Here is a 13949-nt window from a genome sequence, read left to right as displayed (position 1 = left end):
TTCAGCTCACAGGTGCTGCCACTGGAAGCCATCGCCACGGCGGTAGTAGACGGCCACCGCGCGCCCGTAGACCTTGTCGGCGTCGACGAAGCCGAAGAAGCGTCCATCGAAACTGTTGCCGCGATGATCCCCCAGTACCAGCAGCTTGCCGGCCGGTACCACCAGGTCCGCAATGTCGGGACCACCGCCCATGTCCAGGTCCAGGCGCGCACGGCGGCTGCCGAAGGCCTCCACGTCCTGCAGGTCGGCCATCTGCAGCGGGTGGCCGTTGATGCTCAGGTGGCCCTCGTGCAGTTGCACGTGGTCGCCGGCCACGGCGGCGACCCGCTTGATCAGGCGGGTGCCGTCGGCAGGCGAATCGAATACCGCCACCTCGCCGCGCTGCGGCTGGCCGGTGGACAGCAGGGACGTGTTGGTGAACGGCAGGCGCAGGCCATAGGCACGCATGTCCACCACCACCCGGTCACCGGGCTGCAGGGTCGGCTGCATCGAGCCACTGGGCACCACGTAATGATTGGCGAGGGTGTCGCGGGCGGCGGCGAGCAGGCCCAGCATGAGCAGCAGCGGCAGCGCCTCCTTCTTCAGCCAGGCGAGAGCGCGTTGCGGGAACGGCGGTCGGGCAACAGCATCCATGTCAGGTTCCGATGGGGTGGCAGGGTCTTCAGACCCCATCCGGGTGCAAGAGGTTCCCGGTCGCGCCGGGCCATGCCCGGCCGAGTGTTGGAACGGCCGCGCCATGTGCTCTCCGGGCATGGCCCGGCGCTGCCGATGCAGGGTTACGCAGGTTTTACGCCCGGGCCCGGCGCCCGGCATCGCACCTTTACGGGCACTGCGCGCATCGTCTGCCCACCGCGCCGAACGGCGCTTTCCGCAAGGTGTTGTATGACCCTCCTGGTGATCCGCCACGCCTCTTCATCGGCACCGCGTCCGCAGCTGCCGGCGCAGTTGTCCGGCCACCGCGTGCTGTGCAGCGACTGCGCCAGCCTGTCCGAAGTGCGCCAGTGCCTGTGCCAGCCGCAGGCGCGCTCGGCCGACTGGGTACTGCTGGACGTGGGCGTGGCCGACGAGGCGCAATGGCAGGCCGAGGGCAGCGCGCTGCAGGCCGCCCTGGAGCGGCTGCCGGCGCATTACATCGAACTGCAGAGCGCCCGCGAACCCGGCTTGGACGCGCGCCTGCGCCTGCAGCATGGGCCGGCCGCGGTGGTGGTCGACCAGCGCAGCCAGCAGGCCGGTTATCCGCTGTCGCTGGCCATCGTCGGCCGCCGCCTGGCGCAGGAGGGCTGAGCCATGTCGATCTTCATCATCCGCGGCCCGGAAGCGGCCGGCACATTGATCCGTACCGCACTGCCGCTGCCGGCACCGGTACTGAAGTCGCTGGTACACCGTGCGATCGATGCCGGCACCAGCGTGGCCATCCGTGCCTGCGGTTCGGAACAGGAACTGCTGGATGCCCTGCGCGTGGCCGATCACAGCCGCGGCGAAGTGACATTGCTCGATCCCGGCGCGTGTGCCGGCAGCCTGCGTCTGCAGCGCCTGCTGCCCTATCTGCACAACGCCTACGTGGAGGTGCATGACGACGGCGCGGTGGCTGAGCCCTGTCTGCCGGCCGGCATCGGCCAGCGCCTGGGCATCGCCGCCGGCTATGGCGCGCAGAGCTACGTGCTGGCGCTGGATATCGCGCTGGATCACCTGGGCCTTGCCGAACAGGCGAACCGGGTGCACGTGGGGACGTAACGCTGTTTGTAGAGCCGAGCCCATGCTCGGCTGCCTTTCCAGGAAACATCAGCCGAGCATGGGCTCGGCTCTACAGAAGAACGTCGAGCATGGCTCGACGCTACAGAAAGAAAAACGGCGGGGTCGCCCCCGCCGTTTTCGCTTTCTTACTTCAGCCCGCGGAACTTCAGCAGCGGCTCCACCGACGGGTCCTTGCCGCGGAAATCGCGGTACAGGGTCGACAGCTCCACGCTGTTGCCGCGCGAGAGGATCTTGTCGCGGAATTCCTGGCCATTGGCCGCGGTCAGGCCACCGTTCTCGGTGAACCACTGGAAGGCGTCATGGTCGAGCACTTCCGCCCAGAAGTAGGCGTAGTAGCCAGCCGAGTAGCCACCGCCCCAGATGTGGTCGAAGTAGGTGGTGCGGTAGCGCGGCGGAACCTGCGGCAGATCGACCTTGAACTTCTTCAGCGCGCTGGCTTCGAAGGCTCCGACATCCTGCAGCGGCGCGTCGGCCTTCTGCGTGTGCCAGGCCAGGTCCAGCAGCGCAGCCGACAGGTACTCGGTGGTGGCGTAGCCCTGGTTGAAGCTGCGCGCCTTGAGGATCTTGTCGACCAGTTCCTGCGGCATCGGCTCGCCGGTCTTGTAGTTCTTGGCGTAGTTGGCGAACACCTTCGGATCCAGCGCCCAGTGCTCGTTGAACTGCGACGGGAACTCGACGAAATCGCGCGAGGTGGCCGTGCCGGCGATCGAGGGGTACTTCACGTTCGAGAACATGCCGTGCAGGGCGTGGCCGAACTCGTGGAAAAGGGTGGTGACGTCGTCGAAGCTCAGCAGCGCCGGCTGGCCTTCGGCCGGCTTGGTGAAGTTGCAGACGTTGTAGACCACCGGCTTGGCGCCGGTCAGGCCATCCTGCTCGACGAACACGTCCATCCACGCGCCACCGGACTTGCTGTCACGCTTGAAGTAGTCGGTGTAGAACAGGGCCAGCGAGGTGCCGTCCTTGTCGAACACTTCGTACACCTTCATGTCCGGGTGGTAGGTCGGAATGTCGGTACGTGGCTTGAAGGTGATGCCGTACAGCTGGGTGGCGGCGTAGAAGACGCCGTTCTGCAGCACGTTGTCCAGCTCGAAATAGGGCTTGATCTGCGACTCATCCAGATCGTACTTGGCCTTGCGTACCTGCTCGGCGTAGAAGTCCCAGTCCGAGGCCGCAACCTGGAAACCGCCCTTCTGCGCGTCGATCACCTTCTGGATCTCGCCGGCTTCGGCACGTGCCTTGGCGGTGGCAGCCGGCACGGTGTCGGTCAGCAGCTTCAGCGCGGCGGCCGGGGTCTTGGCCATCTGGTCGCCCAGCTGGTAGTCGGCGAAGGTGTCGAAACCCAGCAGCTTGGCCTTCTGCGCACGCAGTTGGGCCAGGCGCTGCACGGTCTGGCGGGTGTCGTTGGCATCACCGCGCTCGGCGCGGGTTTCCGAGGCCTTGAGCACGGCGGCGCGCTGGTCGCGGTCGCTCAGCGAACCAAGCACCGGCTGCTGGGTGGTGTTCTGCAGCGGCAGCAGGAACTTGCCGTCAAGCTTGCGCGCCTTCGCATCGGCAGCTGCGGTGTTGATCGCGTTCTCATCCAGGCCGGCCAGCTTGGCCTTGTCGTCCACGATGACGGCAGCGGCAGCGGTGGCGGCGACCAGGCGGGTATGGAACTGGGTGGAAAGCGTGGTCTCTTCCACGTTGAGCTTGCGCAGGCTGGCCTTGTCGGCGTCGGACAGCTGCGCACCGGCACGCACCAGGCCGTCGTAGTAATGCTCGACCAGGCGCTTCTGCACCGGGTCCAGGCCCAGCGTGTCACGCTGGTCGTACAGCGACTTCACGCGTGCGAACAGCTTCGGGTCGAGGCTGATCTCGTCCTGGTGCGCGGCCAGTTTCGGCGCGACTTCTTCCTGGATCTTCTGGCGCGCATCGTTGGTATCGGCCTGCACCAGGCCGAAGAAGATGCGCGACACGCGGGTCAGGGTCTCACCGCTGCGCTCCATCGCCACGATGGTGTTGTCGAAGGTGGCCGGCTCGCTGTTGTCGGCGATCTTGCGCACGTCGGCCAGGTGCTGGCGCATGCCTTCCTCGAACGCCGGCAGGTAGTCGCTGTCCTTGATCTTGTCGAACGGCGGCGCCTGGAACGGCAGCGTGCTGGCGCTCAGCAGCGGGTTGGTGGAGGCATCGGCCGGCTGCTGGGCCGGGGTATTCTGGGCTGCGGACACGGGGGTGGACTCCTTGCCGGAACAGGCCGCCAGCGCCAGGCTGATGGCGGCGGCCAGGACTACGGTACGCGACATGTAAAACGCTCCTTGGGCAGACGGGATGGGATGCCGACCGTCCACCCTACTCCTGTCGCGCTCGCCCGGCATGTGCCGGACGTGGCGTCTGGACCTTCACTGGCGGCCGGCTCAGACCGTACCGCGGGTCTTGCCGATCCAGGGCCGGTAGAACTCGCGGATGGCGGCCATGTCGGCCACGTCATCGCCGGTGGGATGGAACAGCGGACCGACGCCGATGACCTTCTCCGGATAATGGAAATAGGCGGTCAGGATCGGCACATCGGCCATCCGCGCGATCTTCAGGAATCCGGCCTTCCATTCCTTGACCGCCTTGCGGGTGCCTTCAGGGGTGATCGCGAACCACATCCTGTCGTTGTTGCGGATCAGGTCCACGGCCTGGCCGACGGTTCCCTGCGGCGAGCTGCGGTCCAGCGGGATCACGCCCAGCCGGTGCAGCAGCGGGCCCAGCGGCCACCAGAACAGCGACGCCTTGCCCAGCACCTTGACCTTCATGCCCAGTGCGATCTTGGCCGCCATGCCCCAGAACCCGTCCCAGTTGGACGAGTGCGGGGCGATGATGAAGACCAGCTTCGGGATGTCCGGCAGGGTGCCGACCACCTTCCAGCCGCCCATGCGCAGGGTGCAGCGCGCCAGCCAGCGCAGGAACGGGTTGGATCTGACCTGCGGCATGTTCGGCGGGATGGCCGGCAGCAACGGAGTCGGGTTGTTCAAGCAATCACTCCCAGTCACGTGAGGAGCGCCCGCGCTTGATCTGCGCGCGCCCGCGTTTGGCGTCCAGACGACGCAGTTTCGACCCGAGGGTCGGCTTGGTGGCCTTGCGCGGTTTGGGCACGCTCAACCCGGCCTGGATGAAGGCCGCCAGCCGCTCGCGCGCATCCTCGCGATTGCGATCCTGGGTCCGGAAGCGTTGCGCGTCGATGACCAGCACGCCTTCGCCGGTCATCCGCCGGTCACGCCGCGCCAGCAGGCGCGCGCGCAACGGTTCGGGCAACGAGGGCGAGTTGGCCACGTCGAAACGCAGTTCCACCGCGGTGGACACCTTGTTGACGTTCTGGCCACCGGCACCACTGGCACGCACGAAACGCTCGACGATCTCGCCGTCGGGGATTTCAAGCTGCGCGCTGATGGTGACCGGTCCATTGCCCATCCGCGCATTGTAACGGCAGCCACGTGGCGGAGTGCGGCATCGCGCGCCGTATGCCGCCGATCAGGCACCGAACACGCCGCCTTCGCCTTGCCAGCGGGTATGCTGGCCGTCCCATGTACTGCAGGAAGCTTCGCATGATCCGCTCCGCATCCACCCTGCCCGCCCTGCTGCGCCGTGCTGCCCTTCTGCTGGCGCTTGCCGTGGCCAGCGCCCCGGTCCTGGCCGCCGCGCCGACCGACGGCGACATCAACCGCCTGCTGTCGGCCTCCCGCGCGCAGAGCATGATCGACACCATGCTGCCGCAGATCGAGGCGATGCAGCAGCAGCAGTTCCAGCAGGTCGCGTCGCAGCGCCAGCTCAATGCCCAGCAGCAGGAGCAGCTCAAGCGCATCCAGGCACGGACCAGCCAGACCCTGCGCCAGGCCCTGTCATGGCAGCAGCTGCGGCCGATGTACGTGGATCTCTACAAGAAGACCTTCAGCAAGGAAGACGTGCTGGCGATGGCCGAGTTCTACGAGAGCCCGGCGGGCCAGAGTCTGCTCGACAAGACCCCGGCGCTGATGCAGAACGTGATGGTGGCCATCCAGTCGCGCATGCAGCCGCTGTTCGCCGACCTGCAGAAGGATCTGGAAGCGATCGTCAACGAGCCGGAAAAGAAGTGAGGCGGTAGCGCCGGGCCATGCCCGGCGAGTGCCACGCGCGGCCGCTGCGTGGCGGAAGGCGCCGGACAGGGTCCGGCGCTGCCTTCACTCCACCCGCCAGCCGAACAGGTCCAGCGCCTTCTGGAATTCCCGGTCCAGCGGCGCCCGCACATCCACCGTGCCGCCCTCGGGATGCGGAAAACGCAGGCGCTCGGCGTGCAGCAGCATGCGATGCACCCCCTGCATGCGGAAGATGCGGTTGTGGCGGCCGTCGCCGTGGCTGGTGTCGCCGATCATGTGGTGCGAAAGATGCTTGAGATGCCGGCGGATCTGCCGGAACCGTCCGGTCTGCGGCTGGCAGCGCAGCAGCGCATAGCGCGAACGGGCGAACTCGCCGACCGGCACCGGCAGCTCGCCGGTAGCCAGGCACTGGAAGTCGGTGATGGCAGGCTTCTTGACCGGTTTTCCGGGGCCGCCGTCGAGGTCGTGGTCGACCCGCCAGGACGCCTCGGCCGGCCAGCCGCGGCAGATCGTCAGGTAGTCCTTGGCCACCTCGCCGCCCATCAGGGCCTTGCCCAGCGCACTGGCGGTGTCACGGTCGAAGGCCAGCAGCAGGCAGCCACTGGTGGCACGATCCAGCCGATGCACCAGAAAGATCGGGCGCCCGAGCTGCTCACGCAGGCGATCGGCCAGGAAATCATCTTCGCCACGGGCCAGCTTGCTGTCATGGACCATCAGCCCGGCCGGCTTGTCGACCACCGCCAGGCGTTCATCCAGGTGCAGGAGCCGAAGGGGGGCGGTGTCGGTCTCGACCGCGGCGAGGGTATCGGGTTCGGTGCTCACCGCGCGATTATACGGGCGGCCTGTATGGGGTCAGAGCCCTTTTGCGGAAAAGGGATCTGACCCCGGGTTTGTGCCGCGAGGCAGTCAAATGTTGCGCAGTGCGAGCAGTTCACCGTTGCCCACCGGCACCAGGCTGACGCTGACATCAGGATCGGCCACCAGTGCCGCACGCAGCGGCTCCATCTGTTCGGCGTGGGAGATCGCGTTGTCCACCACCAGCAGGCCACCGGGCCGCAGCACGCGGCGCAGGTGCGGCCACCAGCCAGCGTACTGCTCGCGATCCGAATCGAGGAACAGCAGGTCGATGCTGGCATCGGCCGCCTGCGCCAGCCACGCCCCGGCGTCAGCGTGCATCAGGGTGATATGCGCCTGCAGGCCGCTGCGGGCGAAGGTCGCGCCGGCCAGGGCCACCTTGTCGGCAGCGTACTCCAGCGTGGTCACATGGCCGTCGATGGCAGCGGCAGCCTCGGCCAGCCACAGGGTGGAATAGCCGTTGGAGGTGCCGATCTCCAGCACGCGCCGGGCCTGTCCGAAACGTACCAGCAGCGACAGCAGCGCACCGGTATCCGGCGTGATGTTGAGCATGCGCCGGGCCCGCTCGCTTTCGCGCGCATCGTTGTCGGCGCCAAAGCGCGCCAGTTCGTCCTTGAGCGCCTGCAGCACGGCGGCTACTTCCACCACGCCCGGGCCAATGCGGCCACACCCACCGCGCCCGACAGCCAGCTCCACATCGGCAGGTCGCCCCAGTACCAGCCGGGCGGCTGCAGCACGTACATCAAGGCGGCAATGGCAAGCAGGCCGACGCCGGTGATGGCACCGACCGCATGCTTCTGCAGGCGCTGCACGCTGGCATCGAGCGATACCAGATCGCGCGAGCGCATCGCCAGCTCGTGACGTCCCTCCACCTGCTGGGTCAGCCAGGCATGCACCAGGCGGGGCATGTCCGGTGCGTGGGTCATGATTTCCGGCAGGCGCTTGCCGAGCTCGCGCATCACCCTGCGCGGGCTGTAGCGCTCGCGCAGGATCTTCGCCAGTACCGGCTTGGCCACCGCCCAGATATCGATCTGCGGGTCGAGCTGGCGACCGACGCCTTCGATGTTCAACAGGGTCTTCTGCAGCAGGATCAGCTGCGGCTGCAGCGTCAGCTGGTAGCGCTGCGCCACGCGGAACAGCTTCATCAGCACTTCCGCCAGCGAGATCTGCGACAGCGGGCGGGTGAAGTACGGCTCGCACACCGACCGCACCGCCGCTTCCAGGTCGTCGATGCGCACGTGGTCCGGCATCCAGCGCGCCTGCACGTGCAGCTCGGCGATGCGGCGGTAGTCGCGGTTGAAGATGGCCATGAAGTTCTCGGCCAGGTAGTACTGATCTTCCTGCGACAGCTGGCCCATGATGCCGAAGTCCAGCGCGATGAAGCGCGGATCGCTGCGGCGTGCCGGATCGGGGTCGACCCAGATGTTGCCGGCATGCGCATCGGCGTGGAAGAAGTTGTCGCGGAACACCTGGGTGTAGAACACCCGCACGCCCTTGGCGGCCAGCGCCTTGCGATCGATCCCGGCGGCGTCCAGTGCCACGATGTCATCGGAGGGAATGCCCCACACGCGCTCCAGGGTCAGCGCGCGCTCGGCCGTGTGGCTCCAGATCACTTCCGGCACGTACAGGTCGTCGGAGTTCTCCCAGAAGCGGCGCAGCACGCTGGCGTTGGCGCCTTCGCGCTGCAGGTCCAGCTCGGCGGCCAGGGTGTTCTCCACTTCCGCCACGACTTCGCGCGGGCGGATCTTGTCGGCACGCGGGTGGGTGCGCTCAACCAGCGCGGCCAGTGAATTGAGCAGGGCGATATCGGCGTCGATCTGCTTCTCGATGCCCGGGCGCAGCACCTTGACCACCACCTGGCGGCCATCGGCCAGCGTGGCCGCATGGACCTGCGCGATCGAGGCCGACGCCAGCGGTTCGGTATCGAAGCTGGCAAAGGCTTCGCTGACCGGCAGGCCCAGCGCGTCCTCGACGATGCGGCGCGCGGTGTCGCCGTCGAACGGCTTGACCCGGTCCTGCAGCAGGGTCAGTTCGTTGGCCACGTCCGGCGGCACCAGGTCGCGACGGGTCGACAGGATCTGCCCGAACTTGACGAAGATCGGACCCAGGTCCTGCAGCGCCAGGCGCAGGCGTGCGCCACGCGATTGCGCGGCGATGTCGGCCGAGGCCCGCGGAACGAAGGGTTTGGCCAGGCGCAGCCAGCGTTCGGCCGGCGTGTCCTGCAGCAGGTCATCCAGGCGGTAGCGCAGGATCACCCGGCCGATGCGGCTGGCCCGCAGCACCGCCTTCATGCCGCACCCCGCAGGCGCTGCACGCGTGCACCCAGGCGCTCGACATCATCGCGCAGCACATCCACATCGTCGTGGAACGCGTCCAGCTCGGCGCGCGGCACCACGTCGCGCGATTCCTCGGTAATGAATTCGGCTGCACTGTGCGCCAGATCGATCACGCCCTGGCGGGCGTGCTGCAGCGCGCCGCGCAGTGTGTTGGCCACCTGTACGCCCAGCACCTCGCCGAACACACTGACGAACGGCTGCTGCCAGTCCGGGTCAAAGCCCTTGGCCAGCTGCTGCAGGCGGCGCGCCAACTCGGCATCGCCGGCCACGCGCACGCGTCCCTTGCCGGTGCTGTCGGCGCGCCGGGCATTGGCCAGCAGCGGCAGCTGGGCCAGCACCCCCGACAGGCTGCTGCGTACGGCCAGATCGGCTTCCTGCGCATCCACCGGCCCCACCCGCAGCTGGTCACCGTCAACGCTGATGCGCATGGCCAGCGCAGGAGCCTCCAGGGTCAGATCGATATGGCGGCCATCCAGACCGGCCAACGCGTGGCGGGTATCCGGATCCAGCGCCAGGGCGCGGTTCAGGGCGATCTGCAGGGCACGGCCGGCGACCGGCTTGAGGGACTTGAGCAGGGAAAGAGCCATGGCCCCATTCTACCTTCGTGGGTGCCGGGCTTGGGCCGGGCAGCGCGGATGGGTGCGGGTTCATCTCCGCCTCACCTGCCGGGCGAAGGAAGGTCCATGCTGTGGGGCCACGCAACGTCCAGGACATCGCATTGCCCATGAGCAGGACCCGGGTCGGCATCATTTTCGGTGGTACGTCCTCCGAGCACGAAGTCTCGCTGCAGTCGGCGAAGAACATCCTCGACGCACTCGACCACGAGCGCTTCGAGCCGGTGCTGATCGGCATCGACAAGCAGGGCCGATGGCATCTGAGCCAGGCCGGGAGCTTCCTGCTCAACGCCGATGATCCGGCGCGCATCGCGCTGCACCGGTCCGGCGTCGCGCTGTCGGTGCACCCGGGCGCCGGACAGGCGCAGCTGCAGCCCGCCGATCCGGCTGCCGTGCTCGGCCAGATCGACGTTGTCCTGCCGATCGTGCATGGTCCGCTGGGTGAGGATGGCGCGCTGCAGGGCCTGCTGCGCATGGCCAACCTGCCCTTCGTCGGTTCACCGGTGCTGGGCTCGGCCGTGGCCATGGACAAGGACGTGACCAAGCGCCTGCTGCGCGATGCCGGCCTGCAGGTGGCGCCCTGGCAGTGCATCCGTCGCCACCAGGCTGCGACCATCGATGTCGACGGCGTCATCGCCCAGCTCGGTCTGCCGCTGTTCGTGAAGCCGGCCAACCAGGGTTCGTCGGTGGGGGTGAGCAAGGTCAAGGACGCTGCCGGCTTCGCGGCCGCGCTGGAACGGGCGCTGCGCTACGACCACAAGGTTCTGGTGGAAGCGGCCGTGGCCGGCCGCGAGATCGAATGTGCGGTGCTCGGCAACGAGCAGCCGCAGGCCAGCGTGTGTGGCGAAGTGGTGGTGCACGACGAGTTCTATGCCTACGACACCAAGTACCTCAACGAGAATGGCGCCGACGTTGTGGTCCCGGCCGACATCGATGATGCCGCCCAGCAGCGGATCAGGCAGATCGCCCTGCAGGCGTATCAGGCGCTGGAGTGCGCCGGCATGGCCAGAGTGGATGTGTTCCTGACCGGCGATGGCCGCGTCGTCATCAACGAGGTCAACACGCTGCCGGGCTTCACCCGCATCAGCATGTACCCGAAGCTGTGGGGCGCCAGTGGCGTGGATTACACCACGCTGATCACGCGCCTGATCGAACTGGCGCTGGAACGGCACGAAGCCGATCAGAGGCTGCTGTAGGCCAGGCAGTACCCGGTACTACAGGAAACAACCGCTTCCGACGGAGCAGTACCGGCCATCTACCGGCACTGCTCCGGGGCTCACTAGCCGCGCTTGCGGAACATCGAGATCACCGCCAGGACCAGGAACACCACGAACAGGATCCAGGCAATGTTGCTGGCCGCGCCGGCGATGCCGGAGAAACCGAGCACGGCGGCGATGATGGCGATGACGAAGAAAATGACGGCGTAATGCAGCATGGCGCTCCTCGCAGATATTCGGCCGTGGGTGGCGTGGGGTCCATCCTCCCGGTCCGGCGGTGTGCAACCGGTGATGGCCGGTTCTGCGCGCGATGAAGTCTTCAGCGCCGTGAGGCTGCCGTCATGACGACGCGGCCTGCAGCCGACGCAGCCCTTCCTCGATGCTGACCTGCGGCACATAGCCGAAATCACGGCGCGCCGGCTCCATGCTGTACCAGTGCGGCGTGCACAGCTGCTCGGCGAGGAAACGCGTCAACGGCGGCTCGCCGCGCAACCGCAGCAGCGGCCACAGGCGCTCGCAGATCGCACCGATCCGGTAGGCGGTCCTGAAGCTGATTGCCTTCTCCACAGGCGGTGCGCCCACGGCCTGCAGCAACTTGTTGACCAGCTCGCGCATCGGCAGTGGCTCGCCATTGGAGATGAAGTAGGCCTTGCCGGCGCAGGCCGCCGCCGGGCCCAGCGCCTCGAATGCCAGGAAGTGCGCCAGCGCGGCGTTGTCGATGTAGGTGGTGTCGACCTTGTTGCTGCCATCACCGACCAGGCGCAGCCGGCCCTGCCGTGCGCGCTCGGCCAGACGCGGCACCAGCTGCTGGTCGCCCGGCCCCCAGATCAGGCGCGGACGCAGCGCCACCGTGGCCAACGTCGCGTCGTTGGCGGCCAGCACCCGTTGTTCGGCGATCGCCTTGGTCGCCGCGTACGGCGCCTGGAAATCCTCGCCGTAGGGCACCTCGTCCGCGCCCAGTCCTTCCACCGGGTGGGTGGCACGATGGGTCACGCTCGGTGTGGAGGTATAGACCAGCCTGCCGATGCCATGCGCACGGCAGGCAGCGATGACATTGTCGGTGCCGACCACATTGGCCTGGTGGTAGCTGTCGTAACTTCCCCAGGCACCGGCCTTGGCACCGTTGTGGAATACCGCATCGACACCGGCCACCGCATGCAGCACGGCCTGCGGGTCCGCCAGGTCGCCACGGATCTGGCCCACTCCCAGCGCCTGCAGCGCCGGGTAGTGGCTGCGGTTGAATGCCAGCACCTGGTGGCCGCGCTCGACCAGCCCACGGCACAGCGCCTGGCCAAGGAAACCACCACCACCGGTGACCAGGATCTTCATGCGCGCTTCTCCAGTTCGGCGCTGGCCCAGACGGCGAGCTTCTCGCGGCCGATCTTGGCGTTGTGACGGATATCGACGGGAAACGCCGGATGCACCAGGAAGTGCTGCAGCCCGGCCTCGGGCAGGCGTGCGCCGGCAAGGGCGCGCAGCGCTTCATGCAGCGCCGGGCTGTCGGACTGTCCACGCTGCAGCTCCACGCACAGGACCGGCACCTGCGCGCCCGCGGGACCCACGCCGACCAGCGCGGTGCGTGCCACGCCCTGCACCGTGTTGAACACCGGCTCGACCTGTTCGGTGTAGAGCGGGCCGTGCGGGGTTTCCACGCGCTGGGTCTTGCGTCCGCAGAACCACAGACGGCCCTGCGCGTCGAAATAGCCGACATCGCCCATGCGATGCACGATGCGGGTACTGCCATCGGCCAGCGTTTCGGCAATCTTCGCCGCAGCGGTGGCCTGCGGACGATTGAAATAGCTGTCGGTGGCGGTGGGGCCGGCCACGGTGATCTCGCCCACCTCGCCGGTGGCCAGCACGCGTACCTGCGACCAGTCGGCCAGCGGTGCATCGTCGATGGCGATGATGCGCACTTCGTTCGGGGCCACCACGTTGCCCACGCAGGTACCCGCACCGCCCTCGGTGGCCGCACGGGTGCGCTCCAGTTCATGGCCTTCCACCACCGCCACCGGCAGGCATTCGGTGGCACCGTACGGCGTCCAGAACTGCGCGCCGGCCGGCAGCAGGCCACGGATGGTGGCGACCACATCCGGCGGAACCGGGGCACCGGCCGAGGTCACCCGGGTCACCGACGGCAGCGGCCGGCCATGGCGGGCCAGGACCCGCATCAGCGCAGGCGAGCCGAACAGCTGGGTCACGCCGAAGCGTTGGATCGCATCATGCAGGCGTGCCGGATCGGCCTGCGCGGGCCGCGTGGGGTCCATGTCCGGGATCACCGAGGTCAACCCCAATGCGGGATCGAACAGGGCGAAGGGCGGGAAGGTCGGCAGGTCCACCCCGCCGGCCTCCATGCCGAAGGCGCTGCCCAGCAGCTCGATCTGGCCCAGGAAATGGCGATGGCGGTAGACCACGCCCTTGGGCACGCCCGTAGAGCCGCTGGTGAACAGGATCGCGGCCATGTCCTCGCCGTCGGTGGCCGCCAGCATCGGCCCGGCCTGCGCGCCCGCGCGCTCCAGCGCGGCCAGGGTGGTCCCGCCCCAGGCCAGCCGCCGTCCCACCGTGACCAGGCGGGTCGCCGACGGCGCCCAGCGCAGCGCCAGCCGTGCCACGTGGGCCAGCGGGATGCCGATGAAGGCCTCCGGCTGGGCTTCGTCCAGGCACTGCTTCAGCGCACGCCGGTCGATGCCGGGATCGACCAGCACCGGCACCGCACCCAGCTTGAACAGGGCGAACATCAGCAGGAAGAACTCCGGCGAGGGCCGCACCATCACCACCGTGCGCACGCCGCGCCCAATCCCGTAGCCGGCCAGGCCGGCGGCCATGGCGTCGCTGCGGGCATCCAGCTGCCGATAGTCCAGGGTCACATCGTAGGCCGCCATGCCGTTGCCGGCGCCGCGGCGGCCGGGGCAGCGGATGGCGATCTGGTCGGGGCGTTCACGGGCCAGTTCAGGCAACCGCGCAGCAATGTTGCAGGGTCGGTTCATCCGTTCATTGTCGCCGCTTACGGAATTTCTTGCGCGGCGGCTCACTTCGTGGAAAATCCGCAGCCTCGTTCCCGATTCCGACTGCCGCCCGAGG

Annotated in this window: 15 protein-coding genes; 4 read left to right on the top strand and 11 right to left on the bottom strand. The window is 68.0% G+C overall.

The features are described 5' to 3' along the window. Nucleotides 1-6: 6 nt before the first annotated feature. On the bottom strand, nucleotides 7-633 hold the full coding sequence (gene lepB, locus N8888_RS00900) for a signal peptidase I (protein ID WP_065174178.1): 627 nt from the start codon (nucleotides 631-633) through the stop codon (nucleotides 7-9). Nucleotides 634-882: 249 nt separating this feature from the next. Here lepB and N8888_RS00895 point away from each other — a divergent pair, with 249 nt between their 5' ends. Together N8888_RS00895 and N8888_RS00890 are read left to right on the top strand one after the other, a co-directional pair. Continuing rightward, the gene (locus N8888_RS00895) at nucleotides 883-1284 is read left to right on the top strand and encodes a hypothetical protein (RefSeq protein WP_053518441.1); all 402 of its coding nucleotides are present in this window, start codon (nucleotides 883-885) and stop codon (nucleotides 1282-1284) included. A 3-nt stretch (nucleotides 1285-1287) separates the two neighbouring features. Next, a complete protein-coding gene (locus N8888_RS00890; RefSeq protein WP_053518439.1) occupies nucleotides 1288-1734 on the top strand; it encodes a hypothetical protein in 447 nt (148 codons plus the stop codon). A 146-nt stretch (nucleotides 1735-1880) separates the two neighbouring features. Here the strand turns inward: N8888_RS00890 and dcp are convergent, their stop codons facing one another. From dcp to arfB, 3 genes are all read right to left on the bottom strand, one after another. Then, nucleotides 1881-4037, bottom strand: coding sequence for a peptidyl-dipeptidase Dcp (gene dcp, locus N8888_RS00885; protein WP_074902277.1), 2157 nt, complete (start codon nucleotides 4035-4037; stop codon nucleotides 1881-1883). A gap of 111 nt (nucleotides 4038-4148) precedes the next feature. Next, nucleotides 4149-4751 carry a lysophospholipid acyltransferase family protein gene (locus N8888_RS00880; RefSeq protein WP_053518437.1) on the bottom strand — a complete coding sequence of 201 codons (603 nt, stop codon included), beginning with the start codon at nucleotides 4749-4751 and terminating at the stop codon, nucleotides 4149-4151. 4 nt (nucleotides 4752-4755) lie between these two features. Next, complete coding sequence (gene arfB, locus N8888_RS00875) at nucleotides 4756-5187, bottom strand: alternative ribosome rescue aminoacyl-tRNA hydrolase ArfB (RefSeq protein ID WP_111186528.1); 432 nt, start codon at nucleotides 5185-5187, stop codon at nucleotides 4756-4758. Nucleotides 5188-5321: 134 nt separating this feature from the next. Here arfB and N8888_RS00870 point away from each other — a divergent pair, with 134 nt between their 5' ends. Beyond that, the gene (locus N8888_RS00870) at nucleotides 5322-5849 is read left to right on the top strand and encodes a DUF2059 domain-containing protein (protein ID WP_065174175.1); all 528 of its coding nucleotides are present in this window, start codon (nucleotides 5322-5324) and stop codon (nucleotides 5847-5849) included. Between the two features lie 84 nt (nucleotides 5850-5933). Here N8888_RS00870 and N8888_RS00865 read toward each other — a convergent pair whose 3' ends face one another. The 4 genes from N8888_RS00865 to N8888_RS00850 all read right to left on the bottom strand — a co-directional run bounded on the left by N8888_RS00865 (nucleotide 5934) and on the right by N8888_RS00850 (nucleotide 9627). Next, nucleotides 5934-6671, bottom strand: a complete 738-nt coding sequence (locus N8888_RS00865) for a pseudouridine synthase (protein ID WP_053518434.1) — start codon at nucleotides 6669-6671, stop codon at nucleotides 5934-5936. Nucleotides 6672-6755: 84 nt separating this feature from the next. Beyond that, on the bottom strand, nucleotides 6756-7334 hold the full coding sequence (locus N8888_RS00860; protein WP_263178323.1) for an O-methyltransferase: 579 nt from the start codon (nucleotides 7332-7334) through the stop codon (nucleotides 6756-6758). A 5-nt stretch (nucleotides 7335-7339) separates the two neighbouring features. Continuing rightward, nucleotides 7340-8995, bottom strand: coding sequence for a ubiquinone biosynthesis regulatory protein kinase UbiB (gene ubiB / locus N8888_RS00855; protein WP_065174173.1), 1656 nt, complete (start codon nucleotides 8993-8995; stop codon nucleotides 7340-7342). Next, complete coding sequence (locus tag N8888_RS00850) at nucleotides 8992-9627, bottom strand: ubiquinone biosynthesis accessory factor UbiJ (protein ID WP_053518430.1); 636 nt, start codon at nucleotides 9625-9627, stop codon at nucleotides 8992-8994. Before N8888_RS00850 ends, ubiB begins: the two co-directional genes overlap by 4 nt. 137 nt (nucleotides 9628-9764) lie before the next feature. Here N8888_RS00850 and ddlA point away from each other — a divergent pair, with 137 nt between their 5' ends. Continuing rightward, nucleotides 9765-10850 (top strand): D-alanine--D-alanine ligase, encoded by a 1086-nt coding sequence (gene ddlA / locus N8888_RS00845; RefSeq protein ID WP_263176841.1) that lies wholly within the window; start codon nucleotides 9765-9767, stop codon nucleotides 10848-10850. Between the two features lie 83 nt (nucleotides 10851-10933). On the opposite strand, the gene N8888_RS00840 is transcribed toward ddlA, so the two are convergent. The 3 genes from N8888_RS00840 to oleC form a co-directional block, all read right to left on the bottom strand. After that, nucleotides 10934-11089, bottom strand: coding sequence for a DUF1328 domain-containing protein (locus N8888_RS00840; RefSeq protein WP_004153593.1), 156 nt, complete (start codon nucleotides 11087-11089; stop codon nucleotides 10934-10936). A gap of 121 nt (nucleotides 11090-11210) precedes the next feature. After that, nucleotides 11211-12200: a 2-alkyl-3-oxoalkanoate reductase gene (oleD, locus tag N8888_RS00835; protein ID WP_111186525.1), complete on the bottom strand. Its 990-nt coding sequence runs from the start codon at nucleotides 12198-12200 to the stop codon at nucleotides 11211-11213. Then, nucleotides 12197-13855: an olefin beta-lactone synthetase gene (gene oleC, locus N8888_RS00830; protein WP_053518426.1), complete on the bottom strand. Its 1659-nt coding sequence runs from the start codon at nucleotides 13853-13855 to the stop codon at nucleotides 12197-12199. Before oleC ends, oleD begins: the two co-directional genes overlap by 4 nt. Nucleotides 13856-13949 lie beyond the last annotated feature (94 nt).

The sequence above is a fragment of the Stenotrophomonas maltophilia genome, assembly GCF_025642255.1.
In the GTDB taxonomy this organism is placed as follows: domain Bacteria; phylum Pseudomonadota; class Gammaproteobacteria; order Xanthomonadales; family Xanthomonadaceae; genus Stenotrophomonas; species Stenotrophomonas maltophilia_P.
This window is presented reverse-complemented; position numbering and strand designations above follow the sequence as displayed.

Bases quoted from the DNA above. Each gene is read 5' to 3' on its own strand.
- lepB (WP_065174178.1), bottom strand. From the start codon at position 633: ATGGATGCTGTTGCCCGACCGCCGTTCCCGCAACGCGCTCTCGCCTGG.
- N8888_RS00895 (WP_053518441.1), top strand. From the start codon at position 883: ATGACCCTCCTGGTGATCCGCCACGCCTCTTCATCGGCACCGCGTCCG.
- N8888_RS00890 (WP_053518439.1), top strand. From the start codon at position 1,288: ATGTCGATCTTCATCATCCGCGGCCCGGAAGCGGCCGGCACATTGATC.
- dcp (WP_074902277.1), bottom strand. From the start codon at position 4,037: ATGTCGCGTACCGTAGTCCTGGCCGCCGCCATCAGCCTGGCGCTGGCG.
- arfB (WP_111186528.1), bottom strand. From the start codon at position 5,187: ATGGGCAATGGACCGGTCACCATCAGCGCGCAGCTTGAAATCCCCGAC.
- N8888_RS00870 (WP_065174175.1), top strand. From the start codon at position 5,322: ATGATCCGCTCCGCATCCACCCTGCCCGCCCTGCTGCGCCGTGCTGCC.
- ubiB (WP_065174173.1), bottom strand. From the start codon at position 8,995: ATGAAGGCGGTGCTGCGGGCCAGCCGCATCGGCCGGGTGATCCTGCGC.
- N8888_RS00850 (WP_053518430.1), bottom strand. From the start codon at position 9,627: ATGGCTCTTTCCCTGCTCAAGTCCCTCAAGCCGGTCGCCGGCCGTGCC.
- ddlA (WP_263176841.1), top strand. From the start codon at position 9,765: ATGAGCAGGACCCGGGTCGGCATCATTTTCGGTGGTACGTCCTCCGAG.
- N8888_RS00840 (WP_004153593.1), bottom strand. From the start codon at position 11,089: ATGCTGCATTACGCCGTCATTTTCTTCGTCATCGCCATCATCGCCGCC.
- oleD (WP_111186525.1), bottom strand. From the start codon at position 12,200: ATGAAGATCCTGGTCACCGGTGGTGGTGGTTTCCTTGGCCAGGCGCTG.
- oleC (WP_053518426.1), bottom strand. From the start codon at position 13,855: ATGAACCGACCCTGCAACATTGCTGCGCGGTTGCCTGAACTGGCCCGT.